The organism is Nonomuraea sp. NPDC049378 (assembly GCF_055586745.1).
The window spans coordinates 400,344-419,923 of sequence record NZ_JBVJHP010000007.1 but is presented as its reverse complement, the minus strand read 5'-3'; the positions used below and the strand labels follow the sequence as shown (position 1 = coordinate 419,923).

General features: G+C 69.6%; 18 protein-coding genes and 1 rRNA gene. 7 read left to right on the top strand and 12 right to left on the bottom strand.

The window, feature by feature from the left end; translation table 11 throughout:
- A 5S ribosomal RNA gene (gene rrf / locus ACZ6SA_RS18275) occupies positions 1–76 on the top strand; the annotation flags it as partial.
- 63 nt (positions 77–139) lie between these two features.
- Here rrf and ACZ6SA_RS18270 read toward each other — a convergent pair.
- Positions 140–598 carry an Lrp/AsnC family transcriptional regulator gene (locus tag ACZ6SA_RS18270; RefSeq protein ID WP_347624534.1) on the bottom strand — a complete coding sequence of 153 codons (459 nt, stop codon included), beginning with the start codon at positions 596–598 and terminating at the stop codon, positions 140–142.
- A gap of 127 nt (positions 599–725) precedes the next feature.
- On the opposite strand from ACZ6SA_RS18270, the gene ACZ6SA_RS18265 reads away from it, so the two are divergent.
- Entirely contained in the window at positions 726–1,613 is an 888-nt protein-coding gene (locus tag ACZ6SA_RS18265; RefSeq protein WP_347650456.1) for a phenylalanine 4-monooxygenase, read from the top strand.
- Between the two features lie 224 nt (positions 1,614–1,837).
- Here the strand turns inward: ACZ6SA_RS18265 and ACZ6SA_RS18260 are convergent, their stop codons facing one another.
- The 4 genes from ACZ6SA_RS18260 to ACZ6SA_RS18245 all read right to left on the bottom strand — a co-directional run bounded on the left by ACZ6SA_RS18260 (position 1,838) and on the right by ACZ6SA_RS18245 (position 7,761).
- Positions 1,838–2,530, bottom strand: coding sequence for an SRPBCC family protein (locus ACZ6SA_RS18260; RefSeq protein ID WP_465829091.1), 693 nt, complete (start codon positions 2,528–2,530; stop codon positions 1,838–1,840).
- Positions 2,531–2,943: 413 nt separating this feature from the next.
- A complete protein-coding gene (locus ACZ6SA_RS18255) occupies positions 2,944–4,206 on the bottom strand; it encodes an extracellular solute-binding protein (RefSeq protein WP_465829089.1) in 1,263 nt (420 codons plus the stop codon).
- A gap of 22 nt (positions 4,207–4,228) precedes the next feature.
- On the bottom strand, positions 4,229–6,151 hold the full coding sequence (locus ACZ6SA_RS18250) for an ABC transporter permease (RefSeq protein ID WP_465829087.1): 1,923 nt from the start codon (positions 6,149–6,151) through the stop codon (positions 4,229–4,231).
- Complete coding sequence (locus tag ACZ6SA_RS18245; RefSeq protein WP_465829085.1) at positions 6,148–7,761, bottom strand: beta-N-acetylhexosaminidase; 1,614 nt, start codon at positions 7,759–7,761, stop codon at positions 6,148–6,150. The genes ACZ6SA_RS18250 and ACZ6SA_RS18245 overlap by 4 nt, the downstream gene beginning before the upstream one ends.
- Positions 7,762–8,004: 243 nt before the next feature.
- Between ACZ6SA_RS18245 and ACZ6SA_RS18240 the strand changes: the two genes are divergently transcribed.
- Both ACZ6SA_RS18240 and ACZ6SA_RS18235 read left to right on the top strand, forming a co-directional pair.
- Positions 8,005–9,159, top strand: a complete 1,155-nt coding sequence (locus tag ACZ6SA_RS18240) for an ROK family transcriptional regulator (protein ID WP_465829083.1) — start codon at positions 8,005–8,007, stop codon at positions 9,157–9,159.
- A gap of 146 nt (positions 9,160–9,305) precedes the next feature.
- On the top strand, positions 9,306–10,247 hold the full coding sequence (locus ACZ6SA_RS18235; RefSeq protein ID WP_465829081.1) for a serine hydrolase: 942 nt from the start codon (positions 9,306–9,308) through the stop codon (positions 10,245–10,247).
- Here the strand turns inward: ACZ6SA_RS18235 and ACZ6SA_RS18230 are convergent.
- The 5 genes from ACZ6SA_RS18230 to pstS are packed head-to-tail and all read right to left on the bottom strand — an operon-like array spanning position 10,216 to position 14,689.
- Positions 10,216–10,941, bottom strand: coding sequence for a winged helix-turn-helix transcriptional regulator (locus tag ACZ6SA_RS18230; protein ID WP_347650463.1), 726 nt, complete (start codon positions 10,939–10,941; stop codon positions 10,216–10,218). The two genes, ACZ6SA_RS18235 and ACZ6SA_RS18230, sit on opposite strands and share 32 nt — an antisense overlap.
- On the bottom strand, positions 10,941–11,717 hold the full coding sequence (pstB, locus tag ACZ6SA_RS18225) for a phosphate ABC transporter ATP-binding protein PstB (protein WP_347650464.1): 777 nt from the start codon (positions 11,715–11,717) through the stop codon (positions 10,941–10,943). The genes ACZ6SA_RS18230 and pstB overlap by 1 nt, the downstream gene beginning before the upstream one ends.
- Before the next feature lie 15 nt (positions 11,718–11,732).
- Positions 11,733–12,608, bottom strand: coding sequence for a phosphate ABC transporter permease PstA (pstA, locus tag ACZ6SA_RS18220; RefSeq protein ID WP_465829078.1), 876 nt, complete (start codon positions 12,606–12,608; stop codon positions 11,733–11,735).
- Positions 12,605–13,585: a phosphate ABC transporter permease subunit PstC gene (gene pstC / locus ACZ6SA_RS18215; RefSeq protein WP_347650466.1), complete on the bottom strand. Its 981-nt coding sequence runs from the start codon at positions 13,583–13,585 to the stop codon at positions 12,605–12,607. The genes pstA and pstC overlap by 4 nt, the downstream gene beginning before the upstream one ends.
- Before the next feature lie 6 nt (positions 13,586–13,591).
- A complete protein-coding gene (gene pstS / locus ACZ6SA_RS18210) occupies positions 13,592–14,689 on the bottom strand; it encodes a phosphate ABC transporter substrate-binding protein PstS (protein ID WP_347650467.1) in 1,098 nt (365 codons plus the stop codon).
- 120 nt (positions 14,690–14,809) lie between these two features.
- Between pstS and ACZ6SA_RS18205 the strand changes: the two genes are divergently transcribed.
- Positions 14,810–15,295 carry a low molecular weight protein-tyrosine-phosphatase gene (locus ACZ6SA_RS18205; RefSeq protein WP_347650468.1) on the top strand — a complete coding sequence of 162 codons (486 nt, stop codon included), beginning with the start codon at positions 14,810–14,812 and terminating at the stop codon, positions 15,293–15,295.
- Positions 15,282–16,121 carry a fructosamine kinase family protein gene (locus ACZ6SA_RS18200; protein ID WP_465829075.1) on the top strand — a complete coding sequence of 280 codons (840 nt, stop codon included), beginning with the start codon at positions 15,282–15,284 and terminating at the stop codon, positions 16,119–16,121. Before ACZ6SA_RS18205 ends, ACZ6SA_RS18200 begins: the two co-directional genes overlap by 14 nt.
- Here the strand turns inward: ACZ6SA_RS18200 and ACZ6SA_RS18195 are convergent.
- Positions 16,118–16,960, bottom strand: coding sequence for a TetR/AcrR family transcriptional regulator (locus tag ACZ6SA_RS18195; protein ID WP_465829073.1), 843 nt, complete (start codon positions 16,958–16,960; stop codon positions 16,118–16,120). The genes ACZ6SA_RS18200 and ACZ6SA_RS18195 overlap by 4 nt on opposite strands.
- A 64-nt stretch (positions 16,961–17,024) precedes the next feature.
- Here ACZ6SA_RS18195 and ACZ6SA_RS18190 point away from each other — a divergent pair, with 64 nt between their 5' ends.
- On the top strand, positions 17,025–18,731 hold the full coding sequence (locus ACZ6SA_RS18190) for a right-handed parallel beta-helix repeat-containing protein (RefSeq protein ID WP_465829071.1): 1,707 nt from the start codon (positions 17,025–17,027) through the stop codon (positions 18,729–18,731).
- Here ACZ6SA_RS18190 and hisN read toward each other — a convergent pair.
- Positions 18,721–19,539, bottom strand: a complete 819-nt coding sequence (gene hisN, locus ACZ6SA_RS18185) for a histidinol-phosphatase (protein ID WP_465829069.1) — start codon at positions 19,537–19,539, stop codon at positions 18,721–18,723. The two genes, ACZ6SA_RS18190 and hisN, sit on opposite strands and share 11 nt — an antisense overlap.
- Between the last annotated feature and the right edge of the window lie 41 nt (positions 19,540–19,580).

The following is a 19,580-nucleotide window of genomic DNA, read 5'->3' as shown; positions in this document are numbered from 1 at the left end:
GAACCCGGAAGTTAAGCTTCTCTGCGCCGATGGTACTGCACTCGGGAGGGTGTGGGAGAGTAGGTCACCGCCGGACAATCTTTGTGGAGGGGGTTTCGACGCTGAGCGCGTCGGGACCCCCTCTTTTTTGTGTTTTCCGTCAGGTGACGGCGTCTGCCAGGAGCGGTTCGATCCGGTGGGGAATCTGGGTGGACAGGGCGATGGTGGAGTCCGTGCGTTGCACCGCGGGGGACGTCAGGATGTGGGCGATGATCTCCTGCAGGTGTTCCGTGGTTCTGGCGACGACCCGGCACAGCAGGTCGTGTTGCCCGCTCGTCCCGTGCACCTCCAGGATGTGCGGTACGGCGCGCAGCGCTTCCACCGCCTCCTCCAGGCGCCCCTGCGCGATCTGCAGCCAGACGAACGCCAGGATCGGATAGCCGGCGTCGGCCGGTGAGACGGTGGGGCCGAAGTCCTCGATGACGCCTCTGGCGGTCAGCTTTTCGACCCTGGCCTGGACCGTGCCCCTGGCCACCCCGAGCAGGCGGGCGAGTTCGGTCAGGCCGATGCGAGGGTGGGCTCGCATGGTCACGAGCAGGCGGGCGTCTAGATCGTCCACGAGGGCGTCCTCCGCGGCTGTGCGATTCGTCCAGGAAATGCGTGTTCCGGCATGCGAGAACTAGCGTATCGCTCAGTCAAGTTGGTCGCTCTTGCCAGTGAAAGCGTGACTTGTTGTCATGTGGGGCATGTTCGAGGAAGCGCAGTACTTCGCCCCGGTTGCGGCTCAGGCGGATGGCTCCGTGGTGGTCGAGTTGTCCGCCTCGCATCCGGGGTTCGCGGATCTGGTGTATCGGTCGCGGCGCAACGCCATCGCAGGGCTGGCGGTCAACTATCAGCCGGGCACGCCCATCCCGATCGCCGAATACACCGAGCAGGAGCACGAGGTGTGGGCGACCGTCACCAGGGAACTGGGGATCAAACACGCCAAGTACGCCACGGCGGAATATCTCGACGGCGCCGCCATGCTGGGGCTGCCTCAGGAGAGGATCCCGCAACTGGAGGAGGTGTCCCAGCTCCTGGAGCCGCTGACCGGTTTCCGCTATCTGCCTGCGGCCGGCCTGGTGCCGCTGCGGGATTTCTACGGAGTGCTCGCGGACGGGTTCTTCCACTCGACGCAGTACATCAGGCATCACTCCGTGCCCTTCTACACGCCGGAGCCCGACGTCATCCACGAGGTGATCGGGCATGCCAATGCGCTCGCTCACCCCAGGTACGCCGCCCTCTACCGCCTGGCGGGCCAGGCCGCACGGCGCGTCGAGGGGGAGGAGGCGCTGGAGTTCGTGTCGAAGGTGTTCTGGTTCACCATGGAGTTCGGGGTCATGCAGGAGACCGGCGAGCTCAAGGCGTACGGGGCGGGCATCTTGTCGTCGTACGGGGAGATCGAGGAGTTCCGCGGGATGGACATCAGGCCGCTGGACCTGTCGGCCATGGGCACCACGCATTACGACATCACGAAATATCAGGATGTCTTGTTCCGGGCCGAGTCGGTCCAGCACTTGGAAGACGTCGTCGGGGACTTCTGGGACACGTGTGACGACGATTCCATCGCGAAGCTGGTCGCCGCTCGCGTCTAGCGCTCTGACCGAATGATCAACGGGTTGGGGTGGTGGTCAGGCTTCGATGGTTGACCTCGCTCCGTTGCCGGCGGCGCGACGTCAATCGATGCTGGTGTTGCGGGGCCGGGGGGTGCGGCGGACGGTGCCCGGAGGGGTAGCCCGTCCGGCCTCGGTCGAAGTGCACGGCTGGGCCGTGTCCTGCCGGAGTGCAGCGATCAACGTCTCCCGTCGGCGAGATGTCGTCATGGGTGAACCGGTGGCCCGCACCGGTCGGGCACCGACCACGGGGCGTCGTTCAGAGCGGGGTGGAGCCAGAGGGTGTCGCCTGCGTCCGGGGTCTCAGGTGCCGGTGGCCATCGCCGGTCCGAGCCATCCGGTGCGGGCGGTAAAGGTCGCCGGTGCTGGTGGGCGCATCCGGTGCGGGTGGTAAAGGTCGCCGGTGCGGGTGGTCGCTCGCCGGTCACCTGTCGGAGACGAGCTCGGCCAGGTGGTGCAGCGAGTTGGCGAGATGGTCGGGCGAACGGCGGGAACCGGAGGTATGCCCGGACGGAGTCGGGCACCGCCGACCAGTCGTAGGTGAGCGTGACCTCGGTCTTGGACGGACCGAGCGGCGTGAGGTCGTACCGCCAGATCCAGCCGCCGAACTCCAGCTGACCGTCGCCCTTGTCATAGCCCGTCAGCCAGCCGATGGCGCGCGGCTGGTCGAGCACCTGGACCTTGTTGACCACCCGGTAGTCACCATTCGGATGGTCGGCGTGATGCATGTCCATCCGGAAGATCTGCCCCACCTCGGCGAGCGGCGCCTGGTTGACGGCTTCGTGAACCCCGCCGGTGCCGTCGATCGCGGCATGGGTCGTCGGGTCCGCCAGCGCCGCGAACACCCTCGCGGCGGGCACGGCGACGGTCAGGGTGGCGCTGACGTTCTCCTGGTCCATGGTGTGCACGCTCCCTGCCGTCCCGTCCCGGCCTCCCACAGGCGCGGATGGGGACGTTCCCTACAGGCAGACGACGCGGCGAGGCGTAACTCGTCGGTCGTGTGGGCGGAACCCGCACCCATGCCGCCAACGGGTTGTGAGGTGGCCCGGGCGGGGATGTCCCTGGCGGGACCGCCGGGAAGTGATCAACGGTGTTCTGTGGCGGTTGCGGACCGGTGGGACGTCGAGCGGTACGGTCCTTGGAGACCTGCTATGAGCGGTTCAAACGCTGGGCGTCATCGCTGCCTGTTCCCCCTTCGGCGCGGGGCGAGGCGAGCTCACCAGGCACGGACCCGAGCGGGCCCTGGTGCAGCGTCCAGCCCTGGCGGTGCGGATATCGAGTGCGAATACCTACCATCAGCGGGCGAAACGGCTCATGAGGGCTCGACGATCTGCTGGAACTTGTCGAGCACCGCACGAGGGTCGCCGCTGGGGCCGACGGCGGTGCCCAGTTCGGCGGCCACCGTGCCGCGCAGCTCGGCCCACACCGGCTGCGAGGTCGGGTCGAAGCGCGCCTTGGCCACCATGTCGACGATGGGGCTGACCTTCGGGTCCTCGCGCATGATCGCCGAGGCGGACGACGTGGTCGGCAGCAGGCCCTCGACCTTCAGGTATTCGGCGTAGTTGTCGGCCTGGTAGAAGTAGTCGAGGAACTCGCGGACGAGCTGCTGGTTGCCGTCCTTCTTGAAGGCCATCAGGTAGTCCTGGATGCCGTGGGTGGCCGGCTCGGCGCCGTGGTTGGTGGGATGCGTCGCGGTGCCGTAGTCGACGCCCGACTTCTCCACCTGGTCGAGGAAGGCGCGGGTGCCGAAGGAGGCGTACACCATGGCAGCCTTGCCCTGGGCGAACAGCGGCCAGGTGCCGTCGGGGCGGTTGGTCTGGCCGGGGTTCGGCTGGGTGTAGCCGTCCTGGGTCAGTGACTTGAGGAACTGCAGGGTTTCGACGGCGCGCTCGTCGTTGACGGTCCACCGGTCACCGGTACGCCAGTCGCCGCCGTTGGCCCGCATCCAGGTGCCGAACTCGTAGTCGCCGGCCTCGGCGCCGAGCGCCATCGCGTACGGCACGTAGCCGCCGGGTAGCGCCTTGATCGTCTTGACCGCAGCGCGGAACTCCTCCCACGTGGCCGGGGGCTTGTCGAGACCGGCTTCCTTGAGGATCTTCTTGTTGTAGTACAGGCCGTTGACGGTCGCGACGAACGGCAGGCCGTACTGGACGCCGTCGAAGGAGGCGTTCTCGGCGAAGGACGGCAGGAAGTCCGACAGAACCTCCTTGGAGACCACCTCCTCGGCGCGGTACAGCAGTCCGGCCTCCGCGTAGTCGGCGAAGAGGTTGATGTTCAGGATGTCGGGGAACTGCCTGGTCTGCACCATGGTGTTCACCTGGCTCTGCAGGTTTCCCCAGTCGATCACTTGCAGGTCGACGTTCTTGCCCGGGTGCGCCGCCTCGAAGGAGGCGATCAGCTTGTCCCAGTAGGGGCGGGTGCCCTCGGTGTACTGGGCGACGACCAGCTTGATGGAGTTCTGGCCGCCGGAGCCGCCGTCCGCGCCACCCGGCCCGCCGCCGCACCCGGCCAGCGCGAGCACGAGACCTGCGAGCGCGACCAGAGCGCCGAGCCGTGGTCTGGTTCTGGAGGTCATCTCACACCGATCTTTCTCGTTGTCACTTGGTGCTGCCCGCGGTCAGGCCGCTCACCAGATGCTTCTCGATGAACGCGAACAGGATCACCGCCGGCACGATGGCCATCAGCGCCGCGGCGAAGAGATACTGGTAGTTGGTCTCGTACAGGCCGATGAACTGCTGGACGCCGACCGTGAGGGGCACGCGCCCGCCGGCCGGGTCGTTGAAGAGCGTCAGGGCGATGACGAACTCGTTCCACACCTGGATGAAGGTGAAGATCATCACGGTGACGAGGCCGGGCGCGGCCAGCGGGAGGATCATGCGCAGCATGATCCGGAACTTGCCGAGACCGTCCATCATGGCGGCCTCGTCGATCTCGACGGGGATCGCGCTGAAGTGGGCGTGCAGGATCCACACGGCGAAGGCGAGGTTGAAGGCAGAGTTGATGGCGATGATCACGCCGTAGCTGTTGATCCCGTCGACGAACACCGCCTGCCGGTACAGCCCGATGAGCAGCGCGACGGCGGGGAACATCTGCGTCACCAGGATCACGCTGAGGAACGCGGTGCGTCCCCTGAACCTCATGCGGGCCAGCACGTACGCCGCCGGTGCGGCGAGGACCAGCACCAGTGCCGTGGAGGCCAGCGCGATCGTCAGGCTGACGCGGAAGAAGTCCGCCAGCGGGATGCGCCGCCACACGTCCGCGTAGTTGGACCACGCCCAGGTCTCGGGCAGGTAGTTCGCCGGCACGGCGAACAGTTCGGCGTCGGTCTTGAGCGAGCCGAACAACATCGCGGCGTAGGGCGCGATAAAGAACAGCGCCACCGCGAACCCGATCAACGGGAGCACGACGGGACGGATCCGCCGCCACCCGCGCCCCGCCCGCGCGAGCGCCGCCGGCCGTCCGCTCCGCCGCCCCGGCTCGGGGCTCCTGGGGAGCCCGGCGGGCGGACCGACCTGGCTAGCGACCGGCGCAGGCTCCGGGACGACGGGCGACGGAGCGGGGGGCGCGCTGCTCGCCGAGGGACTGCGGTGCGGCCGCAGCACCAGCACGAAGGCCAGGATGAGCAGCAGCAGGAAGGCGACGTTGAGCACGCCGAGCGCCGCCGCCTCACCGGCGTCGAGCTGCGCGGTGAACGCGATCTTGTACAGCCACGTCACGGTCGTGTCGGCGTGGTTGCCGGCCGTCTTGCCCATGATCACCCAGATGACGGTGAACGCGTTGAAGACGTGCAGCATGTTGAGGACGAGCGCGATCATGATCGACGGCCGCAGGATCGGCAGCGTCACCCGCCGCCAGGTCGCCCACGCGCTCGCGCCGTCGATCCGCGCGGCCTCCAGCACGTCGTGCGGCACCGTCTGCAACCCGGACAGCAGCACGTACGTGGTGAACGGCATCGAGGTGATGATGCCCACGGCCATCACCGAGTACAGCGCCGTGGCCGGATCCTTGTACCAGTCGACGGGCGCGGAGATGATCGACAGGTCCATCAGCATCCGGTTGAGCAGGCCGTTGCCGCCCTCGTAGATGAAGCGCCACACGGTCGCCGTCATCACCAGCGAGGTCGCCCACGGCACCACCAGCGCGAGCCGGACGAACTTGCGGCCGAAGAAGTCCTTGGCCAGGAACTGCGCCAGCGCGAGCGAGAGCAGCATGGTCAGCCCAACGACGACCACCAGCCACAGCAGCGTGTTGCCGACGACGAGGCCGAGGGCGTCCTCGCCGAGCAGGCGGGCGTAGTTGTCCAGCCCCGCCATCCCCGTGACCAGCCCGATCCTGCTGATGTCGAGGAAGGACATCCAGACCATGTAGAGGGCGGGGAATCCGATCACCCCCGCGATGAGCACCGTGCTCGGCGTCAGCCAGCGCCATGGCACGGTGCGCCGCCACAGGTCCGCGGCCCGGCCCGCCAGTCCGGGGGCCGCGCCGGAGCCCGCGCGGGGACCCGCCGTCCGGGTGCTCATCGGGGGTTTCTGAGATTGGCGGTCCAGGAGTCCAGCGTTGCCTGCCACTCCGCGGGCTCCTCCGGCCTGCCGGGCACCCCCGGTCGACGCTGCCAGGGCAGCGGGCCGGACTCGCGCCGGTACTCGACCCCGATCGCGTCCAGGCGCGGCAGGTGCGCCTCCAGGCGGCGGCGGAAGTCGGCCAGGTCCCGCTCGGGCCCCGACCAGACGGTCTCCGCGAAGGCCGCCAACCGGGGGAATGCCATGTAGTCGACGTGGCGGGTGGAGTCGATCAGCTCGGTCCAGATCCCGCACTGGGCGCCCAGGACACGTCCCGCGGCCGGGTCTCCGCGCAGCTCGGCGGGGACGGGCTCGAAGGCGTAGACGTCCTCAAGAGTGAGCACGGTCCTGAACGGCAGCGGCTCGTCCTCCAGCGGGCTCTGCCGGTAGTCGAGGTAGACGGCGGTGTTGGAGCAGTTGATGACGTCGTGACCGGCCCGGGCGGCGGCCACCGCGCCCACGTCGGCGCGCCAGGCGGCCACCACCGCGCCCGGCGCGAGCCCGCCCTCCAGGATCTCGTCCCAGCCGACCAGGCGCCGGCCGCGCTCGGCCAGGTAGGCGTCGAACTGGTGGATGAACCAGCTCTGCAGCTCGTCCTCGTCGCGCAGCCCCAGCTCGGCGATCCGGCGCTGGGCCGACGGGCTGGCCCGCCACTGGTCCTTGGGGCACTCGTCCCCGCCGACGCACACGTACGGGCTGGGGAACAGCTCCAGCACCTCGTCGAAGACGTTCTTGAAGAACGTGGTCGTGTCGTCCTCGACGTTCAGCACGTTGGAGCCGACCCCCCACGTGGTGCCCACGCCCAGCGGGGTGTCCACGTTGCCCAGCTCCGGGTAAGCGGCGATGGCCGACTGGGTGTGGCCGGGCAGGTCGATCTCGGGCATGACCGAGATGTGGCGGCGCGCGGCGTAGGCGACGATCTCCCTGAGGTCGTCCTGGGTGTAGAAGCCGCCGTGCGGCCGGCCGTCCATCTCGCCCATCCAGCCGACCTGGCTCTCCTCGCGCCAGGAGCCGATCTCGGTCAGGCGCGGGTAGCGCTTGATCTCGATGCGCCAGCCCTGGTCGTCGGTCAGGTGCAGGTGCAGGACGTTCAGCTTGTGCAGGGCCATCAGGTCGATGAAGCGCAGCACGTCTGCCTTGGTCATGAAATGCCGGGCCACGTCGAGGATGGCGCCGCGCCAGGCGAAGCGGGGCTCGTCGGCCACGTGCACGGCGGGCAGCTCCAGCGCCTCGCCCGTCCCCGACCTGCGCAAGGCGTGGGGCGGCAGGAGCTGGCGCAGGGTCTGCGCCCCGTAGAAGGCCCCGGCCGCCGATCCGCCGTCGAGCGTGACCCCGCCAGGGTCGACGGTGAGCCGGTAGCCTTCCGGCGGCAGGCCGTCGCCGAGAGCGAGCCTGATCGCCGGCCCCGGGCCGCTTGACGGCAGCAGCTCGCCTCCGGTCACCGGGGCGAGTTCACCGCGCAGCCACGCCGCGACCGGGCCGAGCACCGGGTCGGCGGTGAGCGCGGTCTCCCTGTCGATGACGAAACGGCCGGGACGCGGCTCGTACCGCAAGGGCTTGGGGACGATCATCGACCGGTCCCTTCGGAACGGACCAGCGCCGGGACGCGGGCGCTTCCCGCCTTCCCCACGTGCACGAACGGCATCGGCTCCACCTCTCACATATTTACGAAGGAGCCTTTCATTATTAGCACCAGCCCAGATTACGGGTCAATGCTCATTTCTGCGCAGATCTTGCGCTCCTGGTCATCTTTGCGCACTCGGCTGCTGGCATAATGAAGCGACTTGCACAGGAAACCTGCGTTAGGACGGACGATGGCAGCCACACTCCGCGGCGGCGACCTGTCACGGCTCAGGCAGCTCAACGCCCTGGCCGCGATCGGGACGCTGCGCGGCGCCGGCCCTCTGACGCTGTCGGCCCTGGCCGAGCGCACCGGCCTGTCGCGTCCCTCCACGAAGGAGGTCGTGGACGAGCTCATGCGGCTCGGCTGGGTCGAGGAGACCCCGCCCGCCCAGGGCACGATCGGCCGGCCCGCCCGCCGCTACCGCTTCCGTGCGACGAGCGGTCACCTCGTGGGGCTCGACATAGGCGGCCACAACATCCGCGCCGCCCTGTCCGACCTGAACGGCGCGATCCTCGCCGAGACCCGCCAGCCCGTACAGCCGGACACCCCCCTGGACGAGCGGCTGGCCGCCATCGAGCGGACGGTCGCGAGCTGCCTGGCGCTGGGCGGCAAGACGATCGACGACGTGTGGATCGTCGCGGCGGGCACCATCGGCGTGGTCACCCCCGAGGGACGCATCCGCTACTGCGCCGCGATCCCCGCCTGGACCGGGCTCGACCTGGCCGGGCACCTGCGCGGGATGTTCCCCTGCGAGGTCCTCGTCGAGAACGACAGCCGCCTGGCCGCCAAGTCCGAGGCCGTGCGCGGCGCCGCGCGGGACGCGAGCGACGTGGTGTTCCTGCACGTCGGCCGGCGGATGGGAGCGGCGGTCATCATCGACGGCAAGGTCCACCGCGGCTTCGGCGCCGCGGCCGGGGAGATCGCGATGCTGCCGCAGGCGCAACTGTTCGACGCCTCGGAGCACCTGCAGAACTGCCCGGTCATCCCCGAGGACACCTCTCCGGCGGACGCCGCCGGCTACACCCTGGCCGCCGCCCGCGCCGGCGACCCGGTGGCGCTCGCGGCGGTCGAACGGTACGTGGACGACCTGGCCGTGGGCACCAGCGCGATGGTCCTGCTGCTCGACCCGCAGGTCGTCGTGCTCGGCGGCGGCTTCTCCCGCTCGGCCGACGTCCTGCTGCCCAGGTTGCGCGAACGCCTGGAGCGCGCCTGCATCCGCCCGCCGGAGCTGCGCGCCTCGACGCTGGGGGACGAGTGCGTGGTCATGGGCGCCATCGACTACGCCGTCGCCCACATCGACGACCTGCACTTCACCCCGGACGTCCCCCTGCCCACCTCGCGCTGACCACGGATCTCCGGCACGGGCCTCCTGGGCGGAGTCTTCGGCGAGCCGGACCAGTAGCCGGGCTCAGGGTGCCGTCCTGTTCCCGGCGCGCGACCCGCTCGTAGCAGGTCTAGCGGCGTGTTGTGATATGTCGTGATAATGCTCGGATGATCGCGCTTGGCGTGAGAGCGATACCACGACTGGTCATCATTCTCGCCCTGCTCCTGCCGCTGGTCCCGATGCCCCGGCCCGTGCCCGCGAGGATGCACGCCGCCCTGCCGGCCGTGCTGGACGTGACCACGTCCTCCGAGGTGCACCGGGAAGCGCGGGGAAGGATCGAGCGGAGCGCGCGCGAGGAGGCGCTGCCGCCGATCCCGGCCAAGGAGATCACCGAACGTCTCGACCGTTATCTGCGGGGCCGTCCGGGACCGGTCACGGCCATGGTCAAGGAGCTGGAGACCGGGCGGGTCTACCGCTACCGTCCCGGCGAGCGGCTGATCACGGCGAGCACCGCCAAGGTCCAGATCCTCATGGCGCTCCTGCTCGACACCCCCTGGACGAAGCTCCCCGCGGCCGTCAGGCACGACGCCGAACTGATGATCCGCTACAGCGACAACCACGCCGCCGACCGCCTCTGGCTGCGCATCGGCGGAGCGCCCGGTTTCACCAGGGCGGGAGAGAAGCTGGGGCTGAAACACACGCAGGGAGTTCCGGGGGACTGCCTCGACCTCTATTGCTGGGGAATCACCCGAACGTCCGTTGAGGACCAGATCCGCCTCATGCAGGCACTGGTGTCCGGCAAGAGCCCGCTCAGGGCCAAGGACCGGAAGCAGGTGCTCGACCTCATGGGCCGGGTCGTCGACGGCCAGGCCTGGGGGATCAGCGCCGCGACGTGCGAGGGTGAGCGCGCGGCGCTGAAGAACGGGTGGCTCAGGCGCGTGTCGACCAAGCGCTGGGCCACGATCAGCGTGGGGCTGATCAGGGGTGACGGCCGCGCCTACGCCGTTGCCGTGCTCACCGAGGGGAGCCCGGAGGTGGGGTACGGCATCGCGACCGTCGAAGGCGTCACCGAGCGCATCATGCGGGATTTCCGGAGATGCTCGGAGTGACGAGGCGGTAGCCCACGCCGCGTACGGTCTGGATGAGCTGGTCGTCCTCGTCACCCAGGCGCGCACGCAGGCGTTTGACGTGCACGGCGATCGTGTTGGTCGACGTGGACGCCGCGGCGTTCCACACGTGACGCATGATCTGCTCGCGGGTGACCGTACGGTCGGCGTTGCGCATCAGATACTGCAGCAGCTCGAACTCCCGCAGCGGCAGGTGCACGGTGCGTCCGGCCACGCGCACCTGGTAGGCCTGTACGTCCAGCTCGACCCCGCCCACCGCCAGCACCTTGTGCGAATCGGGGGAGGCCGCCTGGATGAACGGCAGCAGTTCGGGCACCCGGTAGGGTCTGGCCACGCAGGCGGCCGCCCCGGCCGCGAGCGCGCGTACGGCCTGCTCGGCGTGCCCCTCGCCGACGCCGAGCAGCACCGGTACGGCCCGCGCGAGGCGTACGGCGCGAACGAAGTCCACGGCGTCGATGACCGGCAGCGTGGCCGAGACGAGCACCACGTCAGGCTGCAGGGCACCGGCCTGCAGCAGCCCCTGGGCGCCGTCAGGCGCGCCCGTGACGGCCACGCCCTCACGTTCGAGGGCGGCCGCCAGGGCGTCCACGACGGCGCCGTCAGGGTCGGCGATGAGCAGTACGGGTTTGGTCCTCGTGTCCCCGTTCATCGTGGATGCCGTCTGCTGTCGGTTCATCAACCGAAGCGTCCCGTGATGTAGTCCTCGGTGGCCTTCTGGGACGGATTGGTGAACATGCGGGACGTCTCGTCCATCTCGATGACCTTGCCGGGCTTGCCCTGCTCGGCCAGGTTGAAGAAGGCGGTCCTGTCGCTGACCCGGGCGGCCTGCTGCATGTTGTGGGTGACGATGACGATCGTGTACTCGTCCTTCAGCTTGGCCATGAGGTCTTCGATGGCCAGCGTCGAGATGGGGTCGAGCGCCGAGCACGGCTCGTCCATCAGCAGCACCTGCGGTTTGACCGCGATGGCCCGCGCGATGCAGAGCCGCTGCTGCTGCCCGCCGGACAGGCCGGCGCCGGGTTTGCTGAGGCGGTCCTTGACCTCGTTCCAGAGGTTGGCACCCTTCAGCGACTCCTCCACGGTGTCGTCGAGGTGCGCCTTGCTGACGCGGCCGTTGAGGCGGAGGCCGGCGGCGACGTTGTCGTAGATCGACATCGTGGGGAACGGGTTGGGGCGCTGGAAGACCATGCCGATCATCCGGCGTACGGAGACGGGTTCGACGTTGCTGCTGTACAGGTCGTCGCCGTCGAGCAGGACCTTGCCCTCGACCCGAGCGCCGGGGATCACCTCGTGCATGCGGTTGAGCGTGCGCAGGAACGTCGACTTGCCGCACCCGGACGGGCCGATGAACGCGGTGATCGAGCGCGGCTCGATGGTCATCGACACGTCTTCGATCGCCTTGTGCGACCCGTAGTACGCGTCGAGGCCCGAGACCTGGATCTGCTTGGACATATCTGCGGTTACCCCCTATCGGCGCCTGGCGGGTGAACGCCACCAGGCGATCAGACGCGCCACCAGGTTGAGCAGCATGACGATCAGGATGAGCGTGAGGGCTCCGGTCCACGCCCGGTCGATGGCGGTGTCGTTGGGACGTGCCGCCTGGTCGAAGACGTAGAGGGGCAGGCCCATCTGCGGCCCGTTGAACGGGTCGTTGTTGATGGAGTCGGTGAAGAACACCGTCAGGAGCAGCGGCGCCGTCTCGCCCGCGACCCTGGCCACGGCCAGCATGACGCCCGTCACGATGCCGGTGAACGCGGTCGGCAGCACGACCTTGAGGATCGTGCGCCACTTGGCCACGCCCAGCGCGTACGAAGCCTCACGGAGGTCGCCGGGCACCAGCCGCAGCATCTCCTCGGCGGACCTGACCACGGTCGGCATCATGAGGATCGACAGCGCCATGGCGCCGGCGAAGCCGGAGTAGGGCATGCCCAGGAACAGGATCCAGAACGCCAGCACGAACAGGCCGGCGACCACCGAGGGGATGCCGGTCATGACGTCGACGAAGAAGCTGATGGCCCGGCTCAGCCGGCCGCCGTTGCCGTACTCGACCAGGTAGATCGCGGTGAGCAACCCGATGGGGACGGAGATGAGCGAGGCGAGCAGGACCTGTTCCAGTGTGCCGATGATGGCGTGGTAGGCGCCGCCGCCCACGTCGCGCGCGCCGATTCCGCGCATCGAGTGGGTGAGGAACGTCATGTCGAAGCGCGCCAGGCCGTTGGAGACCACCAGCCAGAGCACGGACACGAGCGGCACCACGGCCAGCGCGAACGCCAGATAGACCAGCCCCTGGACGATGCGGTCCTTGAGCCGGCGGCCGGTCGATATGTGCTGGATGGTGGTCATGTGTCGGCCTTCATGAGCTCTTTGCGCCGGTTGATGATCATGCGGGCGGCCATGTTGACGAGCAGGGTGATGACGAACAGCACCAGGCCTGAGGCGATCAGCGCGCCACGGCCGATGTCGCCGGCCTCGCCGAACCCGTTGGCGATGTTGGCGGCGATGCTGTTGCCCTGCGGGGTGAGGATCTGGAAGCTGATGCCGAACGTCGCCGGGAAGATCAGGGCGACCGCGATGGTCTCGCCCATGGCCCGGCCCAGCCCGAGCATCGCGGCGCTGATCACGCCGGGGCGGCCGAACGGCAGCACCGCCATGCGGATCATCTCCCAGCGGGTGGCGCCGAGGGCCAGCGCGGCCTCCTCGTTCATCCTCGGGACCTGCAGGAACACCTCGCGCGAGATGGCCGCGATGATCGGCAGGATCATGATCGCGAGCACGATGCCGCCGGCGAGCATGGTCTTGCCGCCGATCGCGCCCTCGCCGGCGAACAGCGGGAACCAGCCGAAGTGCTCGTTCAGCCACTGCGACGGCTCCCTGAGCAGCGGCACCAGGAAGGCCACGCCCCACAGGCCGTAGATCACGCTGGGCACCGCGGCGAGCAGGTCGATCAGGTAACCGAGCAGGCCGGCCAGCCGGCGCGGCGCGTAGTGGGAGATGAACAGCGCCACGCCCACCGCGATGGGCATGGCGATGACGAGTGCGAGTGCCGAGCTGAGCACGGTGCCGAACGCCAGCGCGCCGATGCCGAACACCTGGCTGCTGTTCGGGTCCCAGGTCAGCTCGGTGAGGAAGTTGCCCTTGTCGGCCCGAAGCGCGGGGATGGCCTCCCCGATGAGGAAGACGGCGATGGCCGCCATGATCCCCAGCAGGAGGACGCCGGCCCCGGTGGACAGGAAGCGGAAGGGCGCTTCACCATGGCTGCGCCGCGAGGCGGACCGGCTCGTGGCCGGTCCGCCCTCACGGATTTCCGTTCTGGTGGTCATCAGCTCTTAGGAGATCGCCTCGACAGTGGAGCGGACCTTGGTGAGCAGCTCGCCGGACAGCGGGGCGTAGCCCAGGTCCTTCAGCGCCGCCTGGCCCTCGTCGCTGGCGGTGTAGGTGAGGAACGACTTGACCAGCTTCGACTCCTCGGCCGGCAGGCCCTTCTCGCAGGTGATCTCGTACGTCACCAGCACGATCGGGTAGGCGCCCGGCGTCTTGGTGGCGTAGTCGATCGACAGGGCGAGGTCGTTGCCGGTGCCCTTGATCTCGGCGGTCTCGACGGTCTTGGCCGCGCTCTCCGGGGTCAGCTCGACGAACTCGCCGGAGCCGTTGGCGACCTTGGCCTTCTGGAGCTGGGAGTTGTCGGCGTACGACATCTCGACGTAGCTGATCGCGCCCTCGGTGTCCTTGACCGAGGAGGCGATGCCGTCGGAGCCCTTGGCGCCCTGGCCCTTGGCCTCGGCGGGCCAGGCCTTGGCGGCCTCGTACGGCCAGTCGGCGGTGGCCTCGAGGAACTTGGTGAAGTTGTCGCTCGTGCCCGACTCGTCGGCCCGGTGGAAGGCCTGGATCGGCGTGGAGGGGAGCGTGGCATTGGGGTTGTCGGCCTTGATGGCCGGGTCGTCCCACTTGGTGATCTTGCTGTTGAAGATGCCGCCGAGCGTCTTGGGCGACAGCTGCAGGCCCTCGACGCCGGGCAGGTTGTACACGACCGCGACGGGGCCGGTCACCATGGGGATGTTGACGGCCTTGCCGGTCTTGCAGCGGGCGTCGGCCTTGGCGGGCTCGTCGTCCTTCAGGGCCGAGTCGGAACCCGCGAGCGCGACCGTGCCCTGGATGAACGCCTGGATGCCGGCACCGGACCCGCTGGGCTGGTAGTTGATGCTCACCCCGGAGTTCTTGGCCTGGAACTCCTTCTTCCACTGGTCGATCGCGTTGGCCTGGGCAGAGGAGCCCGCAGCGTTGATCGTGCCGCTCAGACCGCTGTCAGCCGCGGCCTCGGTGGCGGCGGTGGTGCCGGTGGCCCCGGTGTTGTTGTCTGTGCCGCACGCAGCGAGCGAGAGCGCGCCGACGAAGGCGACGGCGGCGAGCCGGCCTGCATACTTCACGGTTGGGTTTCCTCCCACTTGGTCCTTAGTCGCCATGAAGCTATGCAGCGAAGGTGACTCGGACCCCTAGCAAGGGTGAACGTTCGGTGAACGCACCAGGTCACCCTCATGATGGGAGCTATGACGTATCGCGTATGCCTCGTGTGCATGGGGAACATCTGCCGCTCTCCGATGGCGGAGGTGGTGCTCCGCCAGACGCTCGCCGGTCGCGGGCTGGGGGACCGGGTCACCGTCGACAGCGCCGGGACCGGCGAGTGGCACGTGGGGGATCCCATGGATGAGCGGGCGCTCGACCTCCTGGCGCGGCACGGGTACGACGGCTCGGTGCACCGGGCGCGGCAGTTCGCGGGCGACTGGTTCGCCCGTTATGACCTGGTTCTGGCCATGGATAGGGACAACCTATCCACTTTGCGGCGGATGGCGCCGTACGAGGTGGAGGTGCGGTTGTTCCGTTCCTTTGACCCCGCCGCGCCGGAGGGTGCCGAGGTGCCCGATCCGTACTACGGGGGCACCGAGGGGTTCGAGGAGGTGCTCGCGCTGGTCAAGGCGGCATCCGAGGGCGTGGCCAAGCACATCGCCGATGAACTCGGCGATGAGACTGGCTGAGGACCTCGGCTCGTCGCACGGCTGGCGGCTCCAGCGGGGCGTGCTGGACGACGGGCGCGAGGTGTTCGTGAAGAGCGGCCCGATCTCCGAGGCTTCCGTGGCGGGCGGCCCGGAGGTCGGGCAGGACGGACGGCGCCGCTCCGGGGTGTTCACCTCCGAGGCCGCCGGGCTGCGCTGGCTGGGCGAGGTGATCGCGGTGCCCGAGGTGATCGAGGCCGGGCCGGACCGGCTCGTGTTGTCATGGGTACGACAGGAGCCGCCCGGCGCCGCGGCGGCCGAGCGGCTCGGGCGTGAGCTGGCCCGGCTGCACCGCGAGGGCGCGGACAATTTCGGGGCGCCGTGGCCGGGGTTCATCGCCGAGTTGCCGATGGACAACACCCCCGCGGCCGACTGGCCGTCGTTCTACGCCTCGCGGCGGGTGCTGCCGTTCCTGCGGCGGGCCCGGCTGCCGGCGCGGGACGTCCGCCTGGTCGAGCGGGCGGTGGACCGGTTCGCCGAGGTGGCGGGGCCGGCCGGACCGCCCGCGCGCATCCACGGTGACCTGTGGAGCGGGAACGTGTTGTGGTCGGGCGGGTCGGGCGTGCTGGTCGATCCGGCCGCCCATGGCGGGCACAGGGAGACCGATCTGGCCATGCTCGACCTGTTCGGGCTGCCGTACCTCGACCGGGTGCTGGGGGCCTACCGGGAGGAGTGGCCGCTCGCGGAGGGGTGGCGGGATCGGGTGCCGCTGCACCAGCTGCATCCGCTGCTCGTGCACGTGGTGCTCTTCGGGGGCGGTTACCGGGACGCCCTGATGGACGCGGCCCGGCGGGTGCTGGCGCTCTAACCGCTCCTGCGTCTGCGGTAGGCGCGCTGCTGGCAGGCGCGTGAGCAGTAGACGCGGGGGCGGCCGGACGGGGCCGGCTCCAGCGGGCCGCCGCATTCCGTACACATTACATCACGCATTTCATCACGCTTCCGGACGAGAACCTCGACGCCGTCGAGCAGGCGGCGCAGGCCGAAGTCGAAGGAGTCCTCGGGGTGGTCCCAGCCGCCCGCGGTCCACAGGTGGGAGAGCGTCGGATAGCGGTCGAGGCGTTCGTAGAGCGAGTCGCGCGAGCCCCACCACTCCTCCTCCGACACCCCGCTGCGCCGCTCCTCCCGCCGGGTCTCGACCAGGACGAGGGCCTCGGCGTCGACGAACCGGCCGACCATGCCCACGACCGCGATGACCTCCGAGGGGCGCAGCGCCGTGCCGGCGAGCGTGCTCAGCATGTAGTCGTAGTGGGCGACGGCGTTGGGACCGGGGACGTGGCGGCTGCCGCGCACCTCGGCCAGCCACGGGTGCCGCTTGCGGATCTCCCACGCGTGCCTGGCCACGGCCTCCAGCCGGGCCCGCCAGCCGCCCGCCTCCATGGGCTGCGGGTGCTCGCCGAGAACCTCGTCGAGCATCAGGTCGACGAGCTGGCCGCGGCCGGGCACGTGGCGGTAGAGCGACATGGTCGTGAAGCCGAGCCGGTCGGCGACCTTCCGCATCGACAGGCCCGCCAGGCCTTCCTCGTCGGCGAGCTCGACGGCGGCGCGCACGATTCTGGGCAGGCTGAGGCCCTGCCTCGGCTCGCGGTCGCCGGCCCGCCACAGCAGCTCGACACCGTGGTCGGGGTCGTCGGCCCTGCCCCTCGCCATGTGCGCCCTCCCTCGTTTATGGTGTAATACTTCGTGTACGGCATAAACAGCAAAGGTGGTTCAGATGTTCCAGTTCCATGTCGCGCCCTCCGGCGACGACTCCTGGCCCGGATCGGCAGGGCGCCCCTTCGCCACCCTCGACCGCGCCAGGGCCGCGGCCCGCGAGGCCGGCGGCGACGCCGTCGTACACCTTAAGGGTGGCGTGCACACGCTCGCGCGGCCGCTCGAGCTCACCGGTGCCGACTCGGGGATCACCTTCCAGGCGTACGGCTACGGCACCCCCGAGCAGGAGGAGCCCGTGATCAGCGGCGGCCGGGTCATCACGGGTTGGCAGGAACGCGACGGCGTCTGGGTGGCCGAGGTCGGCGAGCTCGACACCCGCCAGCTCTACGTCGACGGGCGCAGGGCCGAGCGGGCCGCCCTCCCCGGGCTGCCCGGCGAGGTCCGCGTGACCGCCACCGGCTACGTCACCGGCGGCGGCGAGCCGCTCGGCTGGCGCAGCCCCGCGGACGTCGAGTTCGTCTTCCGTGGCGTCTACCCCTGGACGGAGGCCCGCTGCGGGGTCGCGGGAGTCTCCGGCGACGGCGACGAGACGGTGATCGCCATGGCACAGCCCGCCTTCGGATGGGCCGGCGAGCTGTACAACTCGACGTGGGAGGGTCAGTCGTCGAGCGGGCCCGGCCTGCCCACCCGCATCGAGAACGACGCCGCCTTCCTGGCCGAGCCGGGCACCTTCGTGCTCGACCGGTCGCGTCCGGGGCGGCACGTGCTGATGTACCTGCCCCGCCCCGGGGAGCACCTCTCCCGTACGCGGGTCGTCGCACCCGTCCTGGAGCGCCTGGTGAGCGTCGCAGGAGCGCGGGACGTGTCGTTCAGGGGCCTGGTGTTCGCCGAGGCCACCTGGCTGCGCCCGAGCGCGGCCGAGGGGTTCCTGCACTACCACGGCACCGGCTACTACGAGGGCGGCGGCGTCGAGACGGCGGTCATCGGGGAAGGGGCGTCCGTGACGTATCCCGCGGCTTCCGTCACGATCCCCGCCTGCGTCACCTTCGACGCCACCGAGAACGTGGCGATCGAGGGGTGCCGGTTCACCCGGCTCGGCGCCTCCGGGCTGGGCGTCACCGGCGGCGCCGGTCTCGCGGTGCGCCGCTGCGCGTTCGACACGTTGTCCGGCGCCGGCGTCGAGGTCTCCGGCAGCCGGGCCACCTCGATCGAGGACAACCGCGTGCACCACGTCGGGCTCGAGTTCAGCGGCGCGCCGGGCATCTCCGTGTCGGGCACGCGCGACTGCGTGGTCGCGCACAACGAGGTGGCCCACGTGCCCCACTGCGGGATCGTCGTGGGTTCCGGGCAGGGTGCCCGCATCCTGCGCAACCTCGCGGCGGACACCATGGAGGTGCTGGCCGACGGGGGCGGCGTCTACCTGTCGGGGCCGCAGGGCGACTCCCCGGACAACCAGGCGCTCGTCCAGGGGAACGTCATCAAGGACACGCACACGCCGTACAACTTCGGGCTCTACACCGACTACGGGGCCTCGTGGGTGACGGTGGAGGGCAACGTCGTCCTGCGGGCGGACAACACGGCCGTCCTCGTGGTGGGGCCGCCGCTGGAGAACGTGGTCTACCGGGGGAACTTCTGGGACCAGGATCCGCTGGGACATGACAATCCGCCCAGCGGTGTCACGTATGGCGGAAATGTGACGTACAAGGATGAACGGGAGCTGAACGCCGCAACCGCCGGCATCCAGTCCGAGGCCGGTCCTAGGCGTTGAGCCGGCGCACGACCTCGTCGTGGAGGGTGCCGTTCGTGCAGACGAGGCTCCCGCCCTCCAGGCCCTTCACGCCCGCCACGTCGGTCCACACGCCGCCGGCCTCCTCGACGATCACGGTGAGCGCCGCCATGTCCCACGGCGACAACTCGGGCTCCGCGGACACGTCCACCGAACCCTCCGCGACCATCATGTGTGACCAGAAGTCGCCGTACGCCCTCGTACGCCAGCAGGCGCGGCCGAGGTCGAGGAAGTTGTCGAGCCGGCCCGTCTTCTCCCAGCCGCCGAAGCTGGAGTAGGAGAACGACGCGTCCTCCAGGGTCGAGACCGACGACACGGTCATCCTGGACGCCTTGGTCAGGCTCTTGCCGGTCCACGCGCCGCCCCCGGCGGCCGCCCACCAGCGTCTGCCGAGGGCGGGGGCCGACACGAGGCCGACGACGACCTCGCCGTACTCCATGAGCGCGATCAGGGTCGCCCACACGGGCACGCCCCGCACGTAGTTCTTGGTGCCGTCGATGGGGTCGATGATCCACGACCGGGCGCCCCACCCGGTCTTGCCGAACTCCTCTCCCACGACCGCGTCGCGCGGCCTGGCACGGCGCAGCGTGCCCCGGATGGTCTCCTCCACGGCGCGGTCGGCGTCGCTGACCGGCGTCAGATCGGGCTTGGTGTCGACCCTCAGATCGACCGCCTTGAACCGCCGCATGGTCAGGTCATCGGCGGCGTCCGCCATGACATGCGCGAGGCGAAGATCATCGTTGTAACCCTGCACGGTCGCCCACGCTACCGTGAGTCGTATACCGAACATCAGTCACCAACGTCTCTTTTCTGGTAACCGGTATCCCTTTT